We start from the raw sequence: 19,471 nt of genomic DNA, 5'->3' as shown, positions 1-19,471 counted from the left end.
CAGGCTCTGAACGAAAGGACCGACCACCGTGACTACCGTGAACGACGTGACAACTGCCTCCAGTACGGCCGAGCGCATCGACGCGCTCGTCGACCAGCTGACCACCGACGAGAAGGTGCAGCTCCTGACCGGGCGCGACTTCTGGACCACCTGGCCCATCGAGAAGATCGGGCTGCGCCGGATCCTGATGTCGGACGGCCCCTCGGGCGTCCGTGGTGAGGTCTGGGACGAACGCGACCCGTCGCTGAACCTGCCCTCGGCGACCGCGCTGTCGGCGTCCTGGGACCGTGCGATCGCGAAGCGCTACGGCGCCGCAGCAGCCGTCGAGGCACGCCGCAAGGGCGTCGACGTCGTCCTCGGCCCGACCATCAACCTGCACCGCTCGCCGCTCGGCGGCCGGCACTTCGAGGCGTTCAGCGAGGACCCGGTCCTGACCGGTGACCTGGCCGCGTCGTACGTCGACGGTGTGCAGGAGAACGGCGTGGCCGCGACCCCGAAGCACTACATCGCGAACGACTACGAGACCGACCGCTTCACCGCGTCGACCGAGGTCTCCGACCGGGCCCTGCGCGAGCTGTACCTGCTCGCGTTCGAGAAGGCCGTGACCGAGGCACACGCCTGGGCGATCATGTCGTCGTACAACTCCATCAACGGCGTCACCGCGTCGGAGCACGACCTGCTCGAGACGCCGCTGAGCTCGGAGTGGGGCTTCGACGGCATCGTCGTGTCCGACTGGACCGGCGTGCGCTCGGTCGACTCGGCGAAGGCGTCGCAGGACGTCGCGATGCCCGGACCGAACCAGTGGTGGAGCGAGGGCCCGCTGCTCGCCGCCGTGCAGTCCGGTGCGGTGCCGATCGAGGCGATCGACCGCAAGGTCCGCCGCATCCTGACCCTCGCCGCCCGCGTCGGCGCGCTCGAGGGCTTCGAGCCCGTGGCCGCGCAGCCGGTGCACGTCGAGGACGGCGTCGCCTTCGTCCGCGAAGCCGAGGCCGAGGGCACCGTCCTCGTCCGCAACACCGGCGTGCTGCCGCTCGACGCGCCCGCCGTCTCCCGCATCGCCGTCATCGGCCACAACGCCGACCAGGCCCGCACGCAGGGTGGTGGCTCGGCCACGGTCGTGCCGTCGCAGGTCGTCTCGCCGCTCGACGGGATCCGCTCGGCGTTCCCGGGCGCCACGGTCGACTACGCGATCGGTGCCGTCGTGCAGGAGGGCATCGCGGAGTTCCCGCTGTCCACCATCACGAACCCCGGCACCGGCGAGCCCGGCGCCCGCGTCGCCTTCGTCAAGGACGGCGAGGAGCTGTACGTCGAGGACCGCCGCGCCACGGCACTGTTCTGGTTCGGCGGCGACGCCCCCACGCGTGAGGCCGACCGGCTCGACATCACCACGACCTACACCGCGCCGTCCACCGGCACCGTGCGGATCGGCATCGGTGCGGCCGGCCGGTCGCGGATGTGGATCGACGGCGAGCTCGTGCTCGACGAGGACGTGCCCTTCGAGGGCGACCAGCTCGGCGCGGCGTTCCTCAACCCGCCGGCACGTTCGGTGCCCGTGTCGGTGACCTCGGGGCAGCAGGTCGCGATCCGCATCGAGTACGACGTCATCCAGGACGAGACCCTCGGCGGGGTGCTCGCGTACCAGTTCGGCACCGAGCCGTCCGACGAGGACCCGTCGGTGCTCATCGATGCCGCAGTCGATGCTGCCCGCACGGCTGACGTCGCCGTGGTGGTCGTCGGCACGAACTCGAAGGTCGAGTCCGAGGGCTACGACCGCTCGTCGCTCGCGTTGCCCGGCCACCAGGACGACCTGGTGCGTGCGGTCGTGGCGGCCAACCCGAACACGGTCGTCGTCGTGAACGCCGGCTCGCCCGTGGAGATGCCGTGGCGGAACGACGTCGCCGCGGTCCTGCTCACCTGGTTCGGTGGCCAGGAGTACGGCAACGCGCTCGCCGACGTGCTGACCGGCGCGCAGGAGCCCGGCGGACGTCTGCCCACCACCTGGCCGGTCGCGATGGCCGACGTGCCTGTGCTGGACGTCACCCCCGTCGACGGCAAGGTGTCGTACGACGAGGGCGTCCACATCGGGTACCGTGCCTGGCTCCGTGCCGGCACCACGCCTGCGTACCCGTTCGGTCACGGCCTCGGCTACACGACCTGGACCATCGACGGCGTCGTCGCGACGCCGACCGTGTCCGAGGGGGACGCGGTCATCGTCACGGCGACGGTCGCCAACACCGGACCGCGCGCCGGCAAGCACGTCGTGCAGGTCTACGCCTCGCGCGAGTCCTCGGCGGTGGACCGTCCGGCGCGCTGGCTCGTCGGGTTCGCCCCGGTCCGCCTCGGCGCGGGGGAGTCGACCGAGGTCTCGATCGAGGTGCCGGCCCGGGCGTTCGCGCACTGGGATGGAGCCTGGCAGTACGAGCCCGGCGCCTTCACGCTGCACGTCGGAGCCTCGGTCACCGACGAGTCCGGGAGCGCGGCCGTCGAACTGGTCTGACCAGTTCGTCCGGTTTCCGCGCACCGACGACGCCTGTTGAGTAACATCGATGTGCGCCAGTCGGCTGGTTACCGTCGGCGCACGCACCGACTACGGGGTCGCTGGTTGTGCGAATCAGCCTCCTGATCCGGCTGACGATGCCCCAGCTTCCCCGGTGCGTCCAGAATGCGTCCCCGCGTCCGCGCGGGGGCGCATTCGTCCGTTCCGACGGTTCCCGCCGGGAACGGCTTCGGCCAACCGGTTGACGGACTTCGTGCAATCCGGGCAAAACGGGTGACGGATGGTCAACTTTCTCGTCCTGAGGGCGCAACCGAGTGTGACAAACCGCTCGGTAGGTGGAACGATGGTCCCACCATCCCGTGCGGATCAGGGACGAGATGGTCATCCGGCAGGGCTCTCGAGCATCACCGACTCGATCTGAGCCCCGCCGGGTGTCCTGATCCGTTCTCAGGCCCGCAGTGCCGGCGCGATCTCCTCGGCGACGATGCGCAGGATCCGCTCGTGGGCGGCCACGTCGCCGTTCGCGGGCAGGGTGATCACGAGCTCGTCCGTGGCGGTGACGGCGGGGTCGGCGAGCAGGGCGTCGACGATGGCGGCCGGCTCGCCGGACAGCACCTTGCTGAACCGGAACGGCGGACCGGAGAGCGGTCGGCCCTCGTCGTCCATTCCCGAGGCGTACCCGGTCAGGAACTCGTCGTGGACCGCGCGGTCGTGGTCGTCGAGCAACGGCACGACGATGCGGCCCACCGCGACCTTCGACGTGCGGCCGGTCCCGCCGTGCAGCTCGGTGAACCGCTCGCGGTACGCCGCGACCTGGTCGGCCTGCGCCTGGGCGAAGGGTGCACCGGTGTCCTCGGTGTTCAGGGTCGAGCAGTGCAGGAGCAGCCCCTTCTCGGCCGTGCGCACCGCGGTACCCATGCTGCCGCCGCCCCACCACACGCGGTCGCGCAGGCCGGGGCTGAGCGGCTGCAGGGTCAGGTCCGCACCGGCCGGGATGCTCTCGTAGCCAGAGCCGGCGCTGCCGAGTGCGTCGCCGTCGAGCACCTCGAGCAGTCGGGCGGCCCGGGCCTCGGCCTCGTCGCGGAACGAGCGGTCCACGGAGCCGAACACCGGGTCGAGGATCGGCCCGTACCCGGCGATGCCCGTGCTGATGCCGAGCTGCACGCGCCCACCGCTCAGCAGGTCGACCGTGCTGGCGTCCTCGGCGAGGCGCACCGGGTCCTCGTAGCGCATGCCGAGCACCGCGGTGCCGAAGGCGATGGTGCTGGTCCGTTGGGCCGCGGCGGCGAAGAACGTCATCGGGCTCGTCAGGAAGGGCTCGAAGTGCCGACCGCGGACCCAGCCCGTGCCGTAGCCGAGGGTCTCGGCCGTCTCGAACAGCCGCAGACCATCCTGCAGGGCGCTCGCCGCACCCGCAGTGCCGCCGTGGTTCGGGACGAAGGTGAGGAAGCCGAGTTCGCGCATGACGCGAGTCTATGCGCGCGTATGGAGCCGGGCCTCCCGGTCGTCCGTACCGACCACCTCGTCACCGCAGCCTGGGAGGATGGGGCCATGACCGACGTCACCACCGTGCCCCCGCTCGTCGCCGCGATCCCGGCGGCGGTGGACGGCGTCGTCGACGCCGACGAGGTCTACGAGGCCTTCGCGGCCTGGGCCGAGGAGGGCGGCCGGCCACTGTACCCGGCACAGGACGAAGCGGTCATCGAGCTCGTCTCCGGCGCGAACGTCGTGCTGAGCACCCCGACCGGCACCGGCAAGTCGCTCGTCGCGGCCGGCGCGCACTTCGCCGCGCTCGCCGAGGGCAAGCGGAGCTACTACACGGCACCGATCAAGGCGCTCGTCTCCGAGAAGTTCTTCCAGCTCGTCGAGCTGTTCGGCGCGCAGAACGTCGGCATGGTCACCGGCGACTCCAGTGTGAACGGCGACGCCCCCATCGTCTGCTGCACCGCCGAGATCCTGGCGAACCTGGCCCTGCGCGAAGGACCCGACGCCGACGTCGACGTCGTGGTGATGGACGAGTTCCACTTCTACGGCGACCCCGACCGCGGCTGGGCCTGGCAGGTGCCGCTGCTCGTGCTCGAACGCGCGCAGTTCCTGCTGATGTCCGCCACCCTCGGCGACGTCACGACCATCGCCGACGACCTGTCCCGACGCACCGGCCGACCCACCGCGCGCGTGACCGGGGTCAGCCGACCGGTGCCGCTCGAGTACGAGTACGTGATGACGCCCGTGCAGGAGACCGTCGAACGGCTGCTGGAGGAGGGCAAGGCACCGATCTACATCGTGCACTTCGCGCAGGCCGCGGCGCTCGAGCGGGCGCAGTCGCTCATGTCGGCGAAGGTCGCTGATCGGGCGCGTCGAGACCAGATCGCGGAGGCGATCGCGGGCTTCCGCTTCAGCGCCGGCTTCGGACAGACCCTCTCGCGCCTGATCCGCGCCGGCATCGGCGTGCACCACGCCGGCATGCTGCCCAAGTACCGACGGCTCGTCGAGCAGCTCGCACAGCGCGGACTGCTGCCCGTCATCTGCGGCACCGACACCCTGGGCGTCGGCATCAACGTGCCGATCCGTTCCGTGCTGTTCACCGGGCTGACGAAGTTCGACGGCACCAAGATGCGCCAGCTGTCCGCGCGCGAGTTCCACCAGATCGCCGGCCGTGCCGGACGTGCCGGGTACGACACCGAGGGTGACGTCGTCGCCGAGGCCCCCGAGCACGACATCGAGAACGCCCGCGCCGTCGCCAAGGCTGGCGACGACCAGAAGAAGAAGAGCAAGATCAAGCGGAAGAAGGCACCGGAGGGGTTCGTGTCCTGGGGGCAGGCATCGTTCGACCGGCTCATCGGTGCCGAACCGGAACCCATGGTGTCGCGGATGCGCATCACGCACGCGATGGTGCTGTCGGTGGTGGCCCGCGGCGGTTCGGCGTTCGACGAGGTGCGCGCGCTGGTGTTCGACAACCACGAACCGCGTGCCCGCCAGCTCGCGATGGCCCGGCGTGCGCTCGTCATCGCCCGGACCCTCATCAACGCGCAGGTCATCGAGCGGGTGCCGGGGCCTCCGGTCTCCTACCGGCTCACCGTCGACCTGCAGTCGAACTTCGCCCTCAACCAGCCCCTGTCCCCGTTCGCGCTCGCCGCGTTCGAGCTGCTCGATCCTGCTTCTCCCACCTACGCGCTGGACATGGTCTCGATCGTCGAGGCGACACTGGACGACCCGCGGGCGATCCTGGCGCAGCAGCAGTTCAAGGAGCGCGGCGAAGAGGTCGCCCGCATGAAGCGCGAGGGCATCGAGTACGAGGAGCGGATGGAGCTGCTCGAGGAGGTCACCTGGCCTCGCCCGCTGTCCGAGCTGTTGGAGGCGGCGTACGAGGCGTACGCGGCGGAACAGCCCTGGGTCCTCGACTTCCAGCTCTCGCCCAAGGCCGTCGTCCGTGACATGTACGAGCGCGCGATGACATTCGGCGACTTCGTGCGGTTCTACCAGCTCACCCGGTCCGAGGGGCTCGTGCTCCGGTACCTGTCCGACGCCTACCGGACCATGCGGCAGACCATCACCGAGGAACAGCGGAACCAGGAGCTCGACGACCTGATCGAGTGGCTCGGCGAGGTCGTCCGGCAGACCGACTCCTCGCTCGTCGACGAGTGGGAGGCGCTGCTCAACGGCGACGTGCTGCTCGCCCTCGCCGAAGAGCAGGAGATCGCGCCGCCGCAGCCTGCGCGGCTCACCGGCAACGTGCGGGCCTTCACCGTGCTCGTGCGGAACGCACTGTTCCAGCGGGTGCTGCTCGCCGCACGGGACGACGTCGACGGCCTCGGGGCGCTCGACGCCGCAGCCGGGTTCGACGGTGACGCGTGGGACGCGGTGCTCGAGGAGTACTACGAGGAGCACGACACCATCGGCACCGATGCCGAGGCGCGGTCGATGTCCTACCTGGTGCTCGACCAGGCGGGGGCGACGGGTGCTGGGGCGACGGGTGTGGGGGCGTCCGGCTCTGGGGCTGCAGGCTCGGCGCGTGTGTGGCGTGCCCGGCAGATCTTCGCGGACCCGTCGGGTGACAAGGACTTCGGGTTCTCGGCGACGATCGACCTCGACGCCTCGGACGAAGCCGGTGAGGCCGTGGTCCGGGTCACCGAGATCGGTCGGTTCGACGGGTGGGCCGACGTGGACGTGGACTGATGCCGGGCGGTGCTGGTTCGTTCGTCGTGCGCGCGCTCGGCGCTGACGACGTCGACGCGTTGCAAGCGCTGCTCGAGACCGTGCCGGACTACGCCGAGCGGATCACCGGGTACCCGCCGGGGCGGTCCGACGGGCTGAGCGCACTCGTGTCGGTGCCGGACGGCTTCGACCCGGCGGGCAAGCACGGGATCGGGCTGTGGGACGGCGACTCGCTCGTGGCGTTCGCGGACGTGCTGCTCGGCTACCCAGCGCCGACCACGGCGTACATCGGGCTGCTCGTTGTCCGTAGCGATCGGCAGGGTTCCGGCCTCGGACGAGTCCTGCACGAGGCCGTCGTGTCCCTGGCGGCTGACGCCCGCGCCGACCGACTGCGACTGGGTATCGTGGCGACGAACGCGGTCGGTGCCGAGCCGTTCTGGCGGGCGCTCGGGCACGCACCGACAGGGGAGCGGAAGCCGTACCGGTACGACGGGCTCGAGAGCACGGTGGCGCTCTGGGAGCGGGCGGTCTGATCCTCGTGGGTCAGTGGTGGAGCAGGGTTCGTCAGGGGCGGACCAGGCCCTTCGCCACGAGGCTCCGGGCCGCCGCCACGATCGCCTCGTGCGGATCACGAGGGGTCCAGCCGAGCACGGTGCGGGCCCGCTCGTTCGAGGTGCGCTTGGCGTAGCCGAGGTCGGGCACCATCGCACGGAACTGCGGCTGGGTCTCGGCCGCGGTCCGTACGACGTCGTCGGGCAGCGTCTGCGTCGGGACTGCCCGGGCGTCGTCACCGAGGTGCTCGCGGAGGGTGGCGGCGATCTCGGCCATCTCGAGCGCCGGGCCGTTCGACAAGAGGAACCGCTTGCCCGCTGCATCCGGGGCGGTCGTCGCGGTGACGTGGGCCGCGGCGACGTCACGCACGTCGACGATGGGGATGAACAGTCGCGGTGTCGCGGGCATCGCCCCGGAGAGCATGGACTGCAGGATGTGGTTCGCGCCAGACACCGCGTGCCCCATCGCCGGGCCCATCACCGCGACCGGCATCGTCGTGACGAGCTCCGGCGCACCGGGCTCGGACGTGACGAAGTCCCACGCGGCGCGTTCAGCGAGGGTCTTGCTCTTCCCGTAGGCGTCGACTCCGGGCCCGTCGAGCACCGTCCAGTCGGCCTCGGTGAACACGTGGTCGGAGTGCGGGTAACCCCAGCTGACCGCATGGAAGGCCGAGGTCAGCACGACCCGATCGACTCCGGCCGTGTGTGCGGCGCGCAGTACCCGCAGCGTCCCCTCCACCGCCGGACGGATCACGGTGTCCTCGTCCTCGACGTGGCCGGGCATCACCGGCGAGGCGACGTGGTGCACGACGTGGATGTCCGCGACCGCCTGAGCCCATCCGTCATCGGACGTCAGGTCGGCGGCGACGAACTCCAGCCGGTCGTCGGCGGTCAGGCCGGCCTCGGCGACGACCGCACGGACCGCGGGTTCACGGTCGAGGGACCGGATCGTGGTGCGGACGCGGTGTCCGGCGTCGAGCAACTGCAGGATCAGGTGGCCAGCGATGAAGCCGGAGCCGCCGGTGACCAGGACGTGTTCGGTGTTCTCCATGCGCCCAGCATCGTCTCGGGGTCGGATGCGGACCAGTGCCTCGGTGTTCCTGGGTCTCCCAGACCCAGGCTGACCGAGCTCGTCGGTCAGAAGAGCGTGGCCGGCGGGGTCGCCTCGGGCAGTGCAGACGGCTCGGTGACCTCGACGCCGGGCCAGCCCGGACCGTGCGGCACGTCGGTGTGGTTCTGGTAGGCGGTGGCCGCACCACGGGCGCGGACGTCGGCGGCCTCGTTCATCTCGTGGCCGACGTGCCCGCGGACCCACTCGAACGTCACCTTGCGGCCCTGCAGTTCGGCGTCGAGCTCCTTGATGATCTCGACGTTCATGACCGGCTTGCCGTCGGCCTTGCGCCAGTTCTTCCGCTTCCACCCGGCGAGCCACTCGGTGCAGGCCTTGATGGCGTACTGGCTGTCGCACAGGATGTGCAGCGGCTCGCCGGAGTCCTTCGTCGCGCGGAGCAACTGCAGGACGGCCGTGAGTTCGCCGATGTTGTTCGTTGCCCGGGGCCAACCACCGGCGGCCCAGCGGTCGTCGTCGACGTACCAGGCCCAGCCAGCGGGGCCGGGGTTGCCGAGGGCTGAGCCGTCTGCTGCGGCGACGATCGTCACGAGGGGACCTCCTGGTCGGGGCTGGTGCCCGTCGAGCGTAACGGACGGTCGGGTGCCGTCCGCGCCGAGGTCAGCGGCGCGCAGGGTCGAGGTTCAGCGTGCTGCCCTCGAGCAACCAGTCGTCGGCGCGGGTCTCCATGTACGGGTTGAGCCACTGCACCTCGGCCGGCGTGATGCCGAACCGCTGCGCGACCGTGGTCAGCTCGTCGCCGTGCGCCACCAGGTAGTCGGCCGGTCGTCCGTCGGCGTCCGTGACGATGCCGTACGCCCCTGGTCGGTCCTTGCCCACGGTGATGCGCAGGTCCGGGTACGGGTTCGGGATCTTCCACTCCAGGGCGCCGGCGGCGAGCACCGATCCGACCCACGGACGCTTCGCGGGGTCTTCGTCCGGCACCGAGGCAGGGACGAGGACGACGCTGCGCAAGTAGTCCGGTCGTGCACCGGCGTCGTTCATGACCACGGTCTTCGGCGGCCCGGAGGCGGCGGTCCACTCGGTCGTGTCCCGCGCCGAGGCGTCACCGCCATCGAGCGGGCTGGCGGTCCGGTGCCGGAACTGCAGGCTCATCTGCTGCGGGTTGGTCGTGCGGTAGCCGGACAGCTGCGCGGTGAACGTACCCTCGTCGTTCGCCACGATGCGCACGTGGATGCTCGTGTCACCGCTCGGGGACGTGACGTCGGTCTCCGCCGCGATCGTGCCCGTGGGCAGGACCTGCTCGACCTCGTCAGGTTCCCCGTCGACTTGCTCGGTCGTGAGCGTCGGATCGGGGATCGGCTCCGCCGTCCGCTCGGTGGCCTGTCGGATCGGCTTCGGCAGGGTGTCGTCCCCGCCGAACGCCGTGCAGCCCGTCAGCAGCAGCCCCACCATCGCCGTACCGATGACCGCGCTCGCCGCGGTCCGCATCCGTGTCATCGTTCCCCCACGGCAGGGAGCGTACCGCCGGGGTCCGGCCCGATCGACCGCCGTGACCGAACTGGTACTCGGGGCACACGGACTACCGTCCGGGTCATGAGCGACAGCATCCCGGAGACGCCGGATCCCGACTCGACCGACACTGCGTACAGCCCGTCGAGCGAGCGGGAGACCGAGGCGTCGCAGACGAACCAGCGCAGCGAAGCCGAACTCGAGGCAGACGGAATCGACACGTCCAAGATCACCGCCGCACCGGGAACGGGCGGCGCGGATGACGCCGGCGACGTGGAGCCTGCGCCGGGCGACCTGCACCTGCCGTGGCAGTCGGAGGAGGACCGCCGGGGCTAGCGGGACACCCGGTCCAGTTCGCGGACGAGTTCCTCGCCGTCGCGGACGTCCCAGAACGCGAACACCTGCGGTCCGAACAGCCCGTCGAGTCCGGTGTTCGCGTAGATCTTGGCGGTCGCTCCGCCGGCGAAGAACGCCGCCACTCCGCTCGGATCGCCGGTGTTCCACTCCACCGAACAGTGCCGTCGGCCCCCGGTCCAGGTGATGGTGCGATCGGTGCGCCCCACCGGGACCTCGCGGGTGGTGTTCGGCCTGATGATCAGCGCGCGGCGGTCGGTGACGGCGTAGACGGTCGTGCGTTTGCGGTGGGCCTTCACGATGAAGCGCCCGAACACGAGGTGCAGGCCGACCAGCGACAAGACGATCGGGATGATCGCGCCCACGCCGAGGTATCCGTTCCGCACGACGTCGAGGACTGCGAACAGGATGAAGCCGGTCCAGAACAGCGAGAACGGGATGAGGAAGCCGTCCCGCCCCGTGAAGAGCTTCGCCGGGTCGCTCGAGCCGGCCCAGTAGAGGTGCTCATCGGGTCCGAGGTGCTCACGGGCGGTCTGCTGAGGATCGTTCACCCCGAAGAACCTACGCCGTCACACACGCTCCGCGTCACGACACCGAGTCGGGGTGCGAACCCGTCCGCTGCCCGGACTCGAGCGTGGCGATCGCCGCGAGCTCGTCGTCGCTGAGCACGAAGCCGTCGACATCGAGGTTCGACCGGATCCGCGACGGCGTCACCGACTTCGGCAGCACCACGACCCCCTGCTGCACGTTCCACCGCACGAGGACCTGCGCGACGCTCACCCCGTGGGCGTCCGCGATGCCGGTGAGGACCGGTTCGTCGATCAGTCGACCGCGACCGAGTGGTGACCACGCTCCGGTGACGATGTCGTGCTGCTGGTGGAACTCCATGAGCTCGCGCTGCGGGAGCCACGGGTGCCGCTCGACCTGGTTGAGCGCCGGGACCTCACCCGTCTCGTCGACGAGCCGCTGCAGGTGCGGCACCTGGAAGTTCGAGACCCCGATGCTCCGAGCACGCCCGGAGTCGCGCAGTTCGACGAGCGCGCGCCAGGTGTCGACGTAGCGGTCGTTCGCCGCGGCCGGCCAGTGGATCAGGTACAGGTCGACCGCGTCGAGCCCCAGCCGCTCGAGGCTGCCGTCGAACGCCCGCAGGGTCGCGTCGCGCCCCTGGTGGTCGTTCCACACCTTGGTCGTCACGAAGACGTCGTCACGGTCGAGCCGGGAGGCCCGGATCGCCTTCCCGACGCCGGTCTCGTTGCCGTACATCTCGGCCGTGTCGACGTGCCGGTAGCCGGCGTCGAGCGCGAGACCGACCGCCGTCTCGGCCTCGGTGTCGTCGACCTTGTAGACGCCGAACCCGATCGCGGGGATCGCGGCGCCGTCGCGCAGGGGAAGTGAACTGACCATGCACCCATCCTGCCGGTGCGTGGCGGGCGCGCGCCGGGCCTCCCGGCCATCTGTGGAGAACGCGACCCGTCTGCCGGACGCACGTTCCTTCCCATACCGGCCGCGATCGCAAACGCAAACGGGCGTACCTGGTCAGAACTTTCGACCAGGTACGCCCGATTCGACCAAGTACGCCGCCGAAAGCCCGCGCCCGCGCTCAGGTCGGCAGGACCACCGGCTCGGTGTCGGGGATGGGGCTGGCGTCACGGCCGCGCAGGTCGGGCAGCCAGCGCTTCGCCCCCAGTGCGACGACGACGCCCACCCCGGCCATGACCGCACCGACCGTGAAGCCGCCCACCGGGCCACTGCTGTCGATCAGGAAGCCGGCGACCGCGGAACCGCCCGCGGCGCCGATGAGCTGACCGGTCCCCATCCAGCCGTAGGCCTCGGCGGTGTCGGAGAACTTGACGGTGGCGGAGACCGAGCCGAACATCACCGCGAGTGCCGGCGCGATGCCGATGCCCGCGATCACGAGGGCGATGCAGAGCCACCAGAAGTTCGTGCCGCCCAGGGCGAGCGCGAGACCGACGAAGACGATCGCCATGCGCGTCCACAGGGTGTTGGGGGAGATCGGACGGTGGCCGAAGGCCAGGCCGCCGAACAGGGACCCGACCGCGAACACGGCCAGGACGATGCCGGCGTTCGGGCTGCCCTCGCCGAAGACGCTGGTGACGCTGGCCTCGACCGCGGCGCACGCCCCGATGAGCAGCAGACCGGTCAGGGTGGCGACGACGACCGACGGCCGCTTCAGCACCACGCCGAACGCCCGCTTCGAGCGGGGGATGCGGACGCGTCCGAGCTCGGGGGAGGCGATGAACCAGATGCCGCCGACCACCAGGAAGACCATGGCGACGACGATCGCCTCGACCGTGCCGACCTGGGTCGCGACGAACGTGGTGATGACCGGGCCGGCGACCCAGATCAGTTCTTGGGCACTGGCGTCGAGCGAGAACAAGGGGGTGAGCTGCGACGAGGTCACCATCTTGGGGTAGATGGTGCGGACCGCCGGCTGCACGGGCGGGACCGCGAGGCCGCCGAGGAACCCGACCACAACGTAGCCCCAGAGCGGCATGAGCACGAAGCCGATGACCCCCATGCTCACGAGCGCGACGATGCTCGTCAGGATGAGGACGGGGCGCATGCCCCAGCTGCCCATCCAGCGGCTGGTGAGCGGGCCGGCCAGTGCCTGCCCGACACTCGTCGTCGCGAGCACCAGGCCGGCGGCGCCGTAGGAGTGGAAGACGTGCTCGACGTGCAGCAGGTAGGCCAGCGAGAGCATCCCGAACGGGAAGCGCGCGGTGAGCTGTGCAGCGATGACACGACCCACGCCGGGGGTCTTCAGGAGGGGGCCGTACGTGCTCACGAGACGAGTGTACGGACCGGACGGATCGGGGTGTCACCCGTCCGGGGGAGGTGTGGAGGAGGTCCTCGTCGACACCGTTCTCAGACACGCCGACGGGAGGTGTCGAGAACTTCCGTCCACAGCTTGTGGAGAGTGTCGGTGGTGGGTGCGAGAGTGGCGGAAAACCGGGCCTCCGGGAATCCACAGTCTGTGGATCGGGTTGTGGAAACTACAGGCGTGTAACACTTTCTCTTGTGGTCGACGGGTCCGCCGGGCACAACATGTAGTAGCGTCGTCCTCAGCACCGCACACGAACTTCGGACCTGGAATCAGGCCCAGAAACCAGGGGAGAACATGGCCGTCACCGTCTACACCAAGCCGTCCTGCGTCCAGTGCACAGCGACGTACCGGGCCCTCGACAACAAGGGCATCGAGTACGAAGTGCACGACGTCTCCACCGACGAGGCAGCCCTCGAGCACGTCAAGAGCCTGGGCTACATGCAGGCCCCCGTCGTCGTCACGGACGACGACCACTGGTCGGGCTTCCGCCCCGACAAGATCGCGACGCTCAGCGCCGAACTGGCGTAGTCGCCTCCCGTCCTGTGGACGGTCACCCCGGACCCGCTCAGGAGGCCCGGATCGCCGCCCACAGGACACCCCCGGTCCGTCTGTCCGCACCTTCCACCGAGGAGCGCGCCATGAGCCGATTGGTCTACTTCTCGAGCGTGTCCGGGTACACCGCGCGCTTCGTCGAGAAGCTCGGCCGCGACGCGGACCGGATCCCGCTCTACCCGAGCGAACCCTTCCTCCACGTGGACGAGCCCTACGTCCTGTTCCTGCCCACCTACGGTGGCGGCAACGGCGAGGGTGCGGTCCCCAAGCAGGTCATCAAGTTCCTCAACGACGCGCACAACCGCTCGCTCATCCGCGGTGTGGTCGTCGGCGGCAACACGAACTTCGGCGAGGCCTACGGCCTGGCCGGGGACGTCATCGCGCGGAAGTGCAACGTCCCCCTTCTCTACAGATTCGAACTCTTCGGGACCCCTGACGACGTGTCGGCGGTCAACTCAGGATTGGATGCATTTTGGACGCAGCAGTTGCAGACGTCGATCTGACGTCGCCGCAGACGGGGATGGACTACCACTCCCTCAACGCGATGCTCAACCTCTACGACGCGGACGGGAACATCCAGTTCGACAAGGATCGTGAGGCCGCCAAGCAGTTCTTCCTGCAGCACGTCAACCAGAACACCGTCTTCTTCCACAACCTGAAGGAGCGGCTCGACTACCTGGTCGAGAACGAGTACTACGAAAAAGCCACGATCGACATGTACTCGCTGGACTTCATCCAGCGACTCAACGACCTGGCGTACTCGAAGAAGTTCCGGTTCCAGACGTTCCTCGGTGCGTTCAAGTACTACACGAGCTACACGCTCAAGACGTTCGACGGCAAGCGCTACCTCGAGCGTTTCGAGGACCGCGTCGTCATGACCGCCCTCGGCCTGGCCCAGGGCAACGAGCAGCTCGCCATCGACCTGGTCGAAGAGATCGTCGCCGGCCGCTTCCAGCCCGCGACCCCCACGTTCCTCAACACGGCGAAGGCACAGCGCGGCGAGCTCGTCTCCTGCTTCCTGCTCCGCATCGAGGACAACATGGAGTCGATCTCGCGCGGCATCAACTCCTCGCTGCAGCTCTCGAAGCGCGGCGGCGGCGTGGCCCTGCTCCTCTCCAACATCCGCGAGGCCGGCGCCCCGATCAAGCAGATCGAGAACCAGTCCTCGGGCATCATCCCCGTGATGAAGCTGCTGGAAGACTCCTTCTCCTACGCGAACCAGCTCGGTGCGCGTCAGGGTGCCGGTGCGGTCTACCTCAGCGCCCACCACCCGGACATCATGAAGTTCCTCGACACCAAGCGCGAGAACGCCGACGAGAAGATCCGCATCAAGACGCTGTCCCTCGGCGTCGTCGTGCCGGACATCACGTTCGAACTCGCGAAGAACAACGAGGACATGTACCTGTTCTCGCCGTACGACGTCGAGAAGGTCTACGGCGTCCCCTTCGGTGACGTCCCGATCTCCGAGAACTACCGCGCGATGGTCGACGACTCGCGCATCAAGAAGACGAAGATCAAGGCGCGTGACTTCTTCACGACCATCGCCGAGATCCAGTTCGAGTCTGGCTACCCGTACATCGTGTTCGAGGACACGGTGAACAAGGCCAACCCGATCAAGGGTCGGATCAACATGTCCAACCTGTGCTCCGAGATCCTGCAGGTCAACACCCCGACGACCTTCAACGAGGACCTGTCCTACAAGGAGATCGGCAAGGACATCTCCTGCAACCTCGGGTCGCTGAACATCGCGCTGACGATGGACTCGCCGGACTTCGGCAAGACCATCGAGACCGCGATCCGTGGTCTGACGTCCGTGTCGCAGATGTCGCACATCGCCTCGGTGCGTTCCGTCGAGGACGGCAACGACAAGTCGCACGCCATCGGCCTCGGCCAGATGAACCTGCACGGCTACCTCGCTCGTGAGCGCGTCTACTACGGCTCCGAAGAGGGCATCGACTTCACGAACATCTACTTCTACACGGTGCTGTTCCACGCCCTGCGCGCCTCGAACAACATCGCCATCGAGACCGGCGAGACCTTCGACGGGTTCCGCGACTCGAAGTACGCGTCGGGTGAGTTCTTCGACAAGTACACCGACCAGGCGTGGACCCCCGCGACCGCTCGTGTCGCCTCGCTGTTCGACAACGCGAACATCACCATCCCGACGCAGGAGGACTGGAAGGCGCTGAAGGCGTCTGTCCAGGAGCACGGCATCTACAACCAGAACCTGCAGGCCGTCCCGCCGACCGGTTCGATCTCGTACATCAACCACTCGACGTCGTCGATCCACCCGATCGCGTCGAAGATCGAGATCCGCAAGGAAGGCAAGCTCGGCCGCGTCTACTACCCGGCGCCGTTCATGACGAACGACAACCTGGACTACTACCAGGACGCGTACGAGATCGGTGCCGAGAAGATCATCGACACGTACGCCGCTGCGACGCAGCACGTGGACCAGGGCCTGTCCCTGACGCTGTTCTTCAAGGACACCGCCACCACGCGTGACATCAACAAGGCGCAGATCTACGCATGGCGCAAGGGCATCAAAACGATCTACTACATCCGTCTCCGCCAGCTCGCGCTGGAGGGCACGGAGGTCGAGGGTTGCGTCAGCTGCATGCTGTAGAGCTGCTGCTCTCTTCCTGGAGGCGCGGGGCGGGCCCCGCCCCGCGCCTCCAGTCCGTCATCAGATCACCATCTCGAATCCGGAAGACAATCCCATGACCCTCACCGACCCGGTCCACGCCACGGGCAAGTCCATCCCGCTGATCAGCTCGGTCAGTGCCATCAACTGGAACCGCATCCAGGACGACAAGGACGTCGAGGTCTGGAACCGGCTGGTCAACAACTTCTGGCTGCCCGAGAAGGTGCCGCTGTCGAACGACGTGCAGTCGTGGAACACGCTGACGCCGGCAGAGCAGCAGCTCACCATGCGGGTCTTCACCGGCCTGACGCTGCTCGACACCATCCAGGGCACCGTCGGCGCGATCAGCCTGATCCCCGACGCGATCACCCCGCACGAAGAAGCCGTCTACACGAACATCGCGTTCATGGAGTCGGTGCACGCGAAGAGCTACTCGTCGATCTTCTCGACCCTGGCGTCGACGCCCGAGATCGACGACGCCTTCCGCTGGTCCACCGAGAACGTGAACCTGCAGAAGAAGGCCCAGATCGTCCTCGACTACTACACCGGTGACGACCCCCTGAAGCGCAAGGTCGCCTCGACGCTGCTCGAGTCGTTCCTGTTCTACTCCGGCTTCTACCTGCCGATGTACTGGTCCTCGCGCGCCAAGCTCACCAACACGGCTGACCTGATCCGCCTGATCATCCGTGACGAAGCCGTCCACGGGTACTACATCGGGTACAAGTTCCAGAAGGGCCTCGAGGGCGCATCGGAAGAGCGCAAGCAGGAAATCAAGGACTACACGTTCAACCTGCTGTTCGAGCTCTACGAGAACGAGGTGCAGTACACGCAGGACCTCTACGACCAGGTCGGGCTGACCGAGGACGTCAAGAAGTTCCTGCACTACAACGCGAACAAGGCGCTGATGAACCTGGGCTACGAGCCGATGTTCCCCAAGGAGACGACGGACGTGAACCCGGCGATCCTGTCGGCCCTGTCGCCGAACGCGGACGAGAACCACGACTTCTTCTCGGGGTCGGGGTCGTCGTACGTCATCGGCAAGGCGGAGAAGACCGAGGATGAGGACTGGGACTTCTAGGTTCCGCTCGACCGGGGAACGCCCCGCTGGCTTCGGCTGGCGGGGCGTTCTTATGTCCGTATGTCGCCCCCCGTCAACGAAGTCGAGCGCGGACGGGCTATGTGAGACAGAGCTCATCTACCTGCTGAAGCGTGGAGCAGTTCGTTCGATGGTCGACCGGCTATTGAGGCCAGCGACAAGGCACCAATCGAAGCGGGTGGGACACCCGAACGTCACTCCGTACGGTCGGGGCGGGCCTAGGTGACTGTTGGTCAATCGGCGGCCTTGGCCGAAACCCAGACGAGCCGCCATCGTCTCCGAAGACGTGCTGACCGCGCCGCTACCTTGACCGGGTCTCGAAGGCGTGCAACGACCTCGTTCTGATCTACCGTGGTCGAGTCAGGCGGGCTTATCGCGACGAGAAGGCCCGCGACGCGAAGCAGCAGCGCTGCGTCCTCCGCGCTGGGATCGAGTAGGTGCCCGTGCGCCAACGCATTCCTTAGGTCTGAAATAGGTCCACGGATTGTCCTGAGCCAGTCCTGGTCGAAGTCGTGCTGCTCGAGGTGATCCGCGTAGGTCTCAAGACTAGGGAACCTCCCGCCGGCCGCACCGGTTTCGATGCGGTACAGCGGATCCCCAAGGGATAGAAGTAAACCTCTCGTCGCTGCTTCAATCAACGGAAAAGCAGCTCGAGCCGAGTCTCCGGGGCGCCCATCCCAGAAGCTGCACAACGCCGAGAGCCAAGATGCCGTAAGTCTATGGTCCGACCCGAAACGAGACACCAACGTCGCGACCACGTGCGTCTCCGCTATCGGGCCGTACTCTCTACCGATAGCTAGCAGTTCGCGAGCGAGAAGGATCGCTTGGGATGCACTTGTTGCGGACTCGAGACGTTCCAGGGCTTCAGACCTTCCACTCTCGGGCCCGGTCGAGGTGCGGACTGGAAGTCCATATTGGTCCAGGATCGACCTCGAAACGAGGTCAAGTAGACCAAGGCCTTGGCGAGCGACAGATGCCGAGTTGCGCTCGTAGCTCCCAGTCGGGGCCGGCGTCGTCAGCCAGAGTGCGAGCGCAGTTTCAGCATCCCTGCTCTTCCGATATTGCCCCAGCCGGGCGTCGAACGCGTACCGGGGCATGAGCACCTCATGGCTCACCGACCGGAGCCCGAGTTCGGAGAGGTCGATGGATTGAAGGAGGCTGACGGCTTCCCTCCGAAGGTCCGTCAGCCCGAAGCGCTGAGCAGCCTGCGCCGCCGTGTGCAGCCAGTGCTGCTTCACCAACCCTTCCGTCACCGCGGCAATCTGCATGTAGCCGCTTACGAGTCTCCGACGTGCCAGTTCCCGATCTGGATCTCCCAAAGCGCCCGCTTCACGTGCCTGGAAGACGGCCTCAAGAGTCGTTACGTCGGCGGGATGGGCCGCTTCTACGAGAGCAAGCAAGTCCAGCACCTCAGCCCTCGAGGGATCGACGAATGCGCCTCGTCGCGGTGCAACCGCGAGCGGCTCCAAAGCGCGGAAGATCACAGCAGGGCTTGCGTTCCAAACTCGTGTTGCAGCGCCGCTGAAATCGAATAGCGCGTGTCGCGCCGCTTCTTCGTGATCTCCGAGCCCAAAACGCCGCGCAAGGGTCCAGGCTCTTCGCAGGCAGGACGCGCGGTAGTAGTTATCGAGGCTCTCGACCCTCGAGAGCTGCAAGTACAGGTCAATGACTTCCAGAGCCCTCTCACGGCCCTGCGCTGCGCCCGTCTGAAGCGTGAGGTCTTTGAAATGTGCGAGTGCAAGCGGCGAGCGCACTCGCTCAGCGAGTCCGCTCCAGCATCGCTTCTCCGCGTCGCCCACCTGGTCAAAAGCCGGCGGCCAGTCCCCCGTAGCTGAGGAGAACCTGCGCCCGAGAGTCACTTCACCCCAAGCGCCAGTCAATTCCTCGAACTCGTACGCAAGAGCGCGCTCCGCGTATGACAGCAGCTCGCTTACTTCCTCACTCCCCTGACGCAGAGTACCCAACTGCTGGAGCGCCGACCAAGGATCCTCACCAGTCGTGCAGGCCTCGTCAACGCTTAGGGCAAGTCTTTCCAGCGCGTCGGCCGCAGCAGACTCCGCATAGTCGTTCGTCATCTGCAGTCGTTAACCATCTCTCGTCGGGAGGGAGCGGATACGACTATGCTGGCACATGCGCCGCGGTGGAAGACCACGGGCCGTTCATTCGGCGGACCGAGATCGAGATTCGCGGAGGATC

General features: G+C 67.9%; 16 protein-coding genes. 8 read left to right on the top strand and 8 right to left on the bottom strand.

Annotated features, from left to right (window positions below; translation table 11 throughout):
• Positions 1–37: 37 nt before the first annotated feature.
• Positions 38–2,497 (top strand): glycoside hydrolase family 3 protein, encoded by a 2,460-nt coding sequence (locus HQQ88_RS17380; RefSeq protein WP_367917048.1) that lies wholly within the window; start codon positions 38–40, stop codon positions 2,495–2,497.
• A gap of 447 nt (positions 2,498–2,944) precedes the next feature.
• Here HQQ88_RS17380 and HQQ88_RS17375 read toward each other — a convergent pair whose 3' ends face one another.
• On the bottom strand, positions 2,945–3,961 hold the full coding sequence (locus HQQ88_RS17375; RefSeq protein ID WP_173170553.1) for an LLM class flavin-dependent oxidoreductase: 1,017 nt from the start codon (positions 3,959–3,961) through the stop codon (positions 2,945–2,947).
• 87 nt (positions 3,962–4,048) lie between these two features.
• Between HQQ88_RS17375 and HQQ88_RS17370 the strand changes: the two genes are divergently transcribed.
• Both HQQ88_RS17370 and HQQ88_RS17365 read left to right on the top strand, forming a co-directional pair.
• The gene (locus HQQ88_RS17370) at positions 4,049–6,673 is read left to right on the top strand and encodes a DEAD/DEAH box helicase (RefSeq protein WP_173170551.1); all 2,625 of its coding nucleotides are present in this window, start codon (positions 4,049–4,051) and stop codon (positions 6,671–6,673) included.
• Positions 6,673–7,185, top strand: coding sequence for a GNAT family N-acetyltransferase (locus tag HQQ88_RS17365; RefSeq protein ID WP_173170549.1), 513 nt, complete (start codon positions 6,673–6,675; stop codon positions 7,183–7,185). Before HQQ88_RS17370 ends, HQQ88_RS17365 begins: the two co-directional genes overlap by 1 nt.
• Before the next feature lie 31 nt (positions 7,186–7,216).
• On the opposite strand, the gene HQQ88_RS17360 is transcribed toward HQQ88_RS17365, so the two are convergent.
• From HQQ88_RS17360 to HQQ88_RS17350, 3 genes are all read right to left on the bottom strand, one after another.
• Entirely contained in the window at positions 7,217–8,254 is a 1,038-nt protein-coding gene (locus tag HQQ88_RS17360) for an NAD-dependent epimerase/dehydratase family protein (RefSeq protein ID WP_173170547.1), read from the bottom strand.
• Between the two features lie 86 nt (positions 8,255–8,340).
• On the bottom strand, positions 8,341–8,862 hold the full coding sequence (locus HQQ88_RS17355) for a ribonuclease H (protein WP_123294960.1): 522 nt from the start codon (positions 8,860–8,862) through the stop codon (positions 8,341–8,343).
• Positions 8,863–8,932: 70 nt separating this feature from the next.
• A complete protein-coding gene (locus HQQ88_RS17350) occupies positions 8,933–9,763 on the bottom strand; it encodes a LysM peptidoglycan-binding domain-containing protein (protein ID WP_173170545.1) in 831 nt (276 codons plus the stop codon).
• 105 nt (positions 9,764–9,868) lie between these two features.
• Between HQQ88_RS17350 and HQQ88_RS17345 the strand changes: the two genes are divergently transcribed.
• Positions 9,869–10,120: a hypothetical protein gene (locus HQQ88_RS17345; protein ID WP_173170543.1), complete on the top strand. Its 252-nt coding sequence runs from the start codon at positions 9,869–9,871 to the stop codon at positions 10,118–10,120.
• Here the strand turns inward: HQQ88_RS17345 and HQQ88_RS17340 are convergent.
• From HQQ88_RS17340 to HQQ88_RS17330, 3 genes are all read right to left on the bottom strand, one after another.
• Entirely contained in the window at positions 10,117–10,689 is a 573-nt protein-coding gene (locus HQQ88_RS17340; RefSeq protein WP_123341236.1) for a hypothetical protein, read from the bottom strand. The two genes, HQQ88_RS17345 and HQQ88_RS17340, sit on opposite strands and share 4 nt — an antisense overlap.
• Positions 10,690–10,723: 34 nt before the next feature.
• Positions 10,724–11,542: an aldo/keto reductase gene (locus HQQ88_RS17335; protein ID WP_173170541.1), complete on the bottom strand. Its 819-nt coding sequence runs from the start codon at positions 11,540–11,542 to the stop codon at positions 10,724–10,726.
• Between the two features lie 196 nt (positions 11,543–11,738).
• On the bottom strand, positions 11,739–12,944 hold the full coding sequence (locus HQQ88_RS17330; RefSeq protein WP_123673613.1) for an MFS transporter: 1,206 nt from the start codon (positions 12,942–12,944) through the stop codon (positions 11,739–11,741).
• A gap of 333 nt (positions 12,945–13,277) precedes the next feature.
• On the opposite strand from HQQ88_RS17330, the gene nrdH reads away from it, so the two are divergent.
• From nrdH to nrdF, 4 genes are all read left to right on the top strand, one after another.
• Complete coding sequence (gene nrdH / locus HQQ88_RS17325; protein ID WP_017886897.1) at positions 13,278–13,511, top strand: glutaredoxin-like protein NrdH; 234 nt, start codon at positions 13,278–13,280, stop codon at positions 13,509–13,511.
• A gap of 110 nt (positions 13,512–13,621) precedes the next feature.
• Positions 13,622–14,038 carry a class Ib ribonucleoside-diphosphate reductase assembly flavoprotein NrdI gene (gene nrdI, locus HQQ88_RS17320; protein ID WP_071291227.1) on the top strand — a complete coding sequence of 139 codons (417 nt, stop codon included), beginning with the start codon at positions 13,622–13,624 and terminating at the stop codon, positions 14,036–14,038.
• 17 nt (positions 14,039–14,055) lie between these two features.
• Positions 14,056–16,161: a class 1b ribonucleoside-diphosphate reductase subunit alpha gene (nrdE, locus tag HQQ88_RS17315; RefSeq protein WP_123939379.1), complete on the top strand. Its 2,106-nt coding sequence runs from the start codon at positions 14,056–14,058 to the stop codon at positions 16,159–16,161.
• Positions 16,162–16,255: 94 nt separating this feature from the next.
• On the top strand, positions 16,256–17,257 hold the full coding sequence (gene nrdF, locus HQQ88_RS17310) for a class 1b ribonucleoside-diphosphate reductase subunit beta (protein ID WP_111086559.1): 1,002 nt from the start codon (positions 16,256–16,258) through the stop codon (positions 17,255–17,257).
• Positions 17,258–17,508: 251 nt separating this feature from the next.
• Here the strand turns inward: nrdF and HQQ88_RS17305 are convergent, their stop codons facing one another.
• Positions 17,509–19,350, bottom strand: coding sequence for a hypothetical protein (locus HQQ88_RS17305; RefSeq protein ID WP_173170539.1), 1,842 nt, complete (start codon positions 19,348–19,350; stop codon positions 17,509–17,511).
• Positions 19,351–19,471: the final 121 nt, after the last annotated feature.

The organism is Curtobacterium sp. VKM Ac-2861 (assembly GCF_013204965.1).
In the GTDB taxonomy this organism is placed as follows: Bacteria; Actinomycetota; Actinomycetes; order Actinomycetales; family Microbacteriaceae; genus Curtobacterium.
This window is presented reverse-complemented; position numbering and strand designations above follow the sequence as displayed.

What these genes read in the sequence shown, in the direction of transcription:
- HQQ88_RS17375 (WP_173170553.1), bottom strand. Translation starts at nt 3,961, where the DNA reads ATGCGCGAACTCGGCTTCCTCACCTTCGTCCCGAACCACGGCGGCACT.
- HQQ88_RS17345 (WP_173170543.1), top strand. Translation starts at nt 9,869, where the DNA reads ATGAGCGACAGCATCCCGGAGACGCCGGATCCCGACTCGACCGACACT.
- HQQ88_RS17350 (WP_173170545.1), bottom strand. Translation starts at nt 9,763, where the DNA reads ATGCGGACCGCGGCGAGCGCGGTCATCGGTACGGCGATGGTGGGGCTG.
- nrdI (WP_071291227.1), top strand. Translation starts at nt 13,622, where the DNA reads ATGAGCCGATTGGTCTACTTCTCGAGCGTGTCCGGGTACACCGCGCGC.
- HQQ88_RS17365 (WP_173170549.1), top strand. Translation starts at nt 6,673, where the DNA reads ATGCCGGGCGGTGCTGGTTCGTTCGTCGTGCGCGCGCTCGGCGCTGAC.
- HQQ88_RS17360 (WP_173170547.1), bottom strand. Translation starts at nt 8,254, where the DNA reads ATGGAGAACACCGAACACGTCCTGGTCACCGGCGGCTCCGGCTTCATC.
- nrdH (WP_017886897.1), top strand. Translation starts at nt 13,278, where the DNA reads ATGGCCGTCACCGTCTACACCAAGCCGTCCTGCGTCCAGTGCACAGCG.
- nrdF (WP_111086559.1), top strand. Translation starts at nt 16,256, where the DNA reads ATGACCCTCACCGACCCGGTCCACGCCACGGGCAAGTCCATCCCGCTG.
- HQQ88_RS17305 (WP_173170539.1), bottom strand. Translation starts at nt 19,350, where the DNA reads ATGACGAACGACTATGCGGAGTCTGCTGCGGCCGACGCGCTGGAAAGA.
- HQQ88_RS17370 (WP_173170551.1), top strand. Translation starts at nt 4,049, where the DNA reads ATGACCGACGTCACCACCGTGCCCCCGCTCGTCGCCGCGATCCCGGCG.
- HQQ88_RS17335 (WP_173170541.1), bottom strand. Translation starts at nt 11,542, where the DNA reads ATGGTCAGTTCACTTCCCCTGCGCGACGGCGCCGCGATCCCCGCGATC.
- nrdE (WP_123939379.1), top strand. Translation starts at nt 14,056, where the DNA reads ATGGACTACCACTCCCTCAACGCGATGCTCAACCTCTACGACGCGGAC.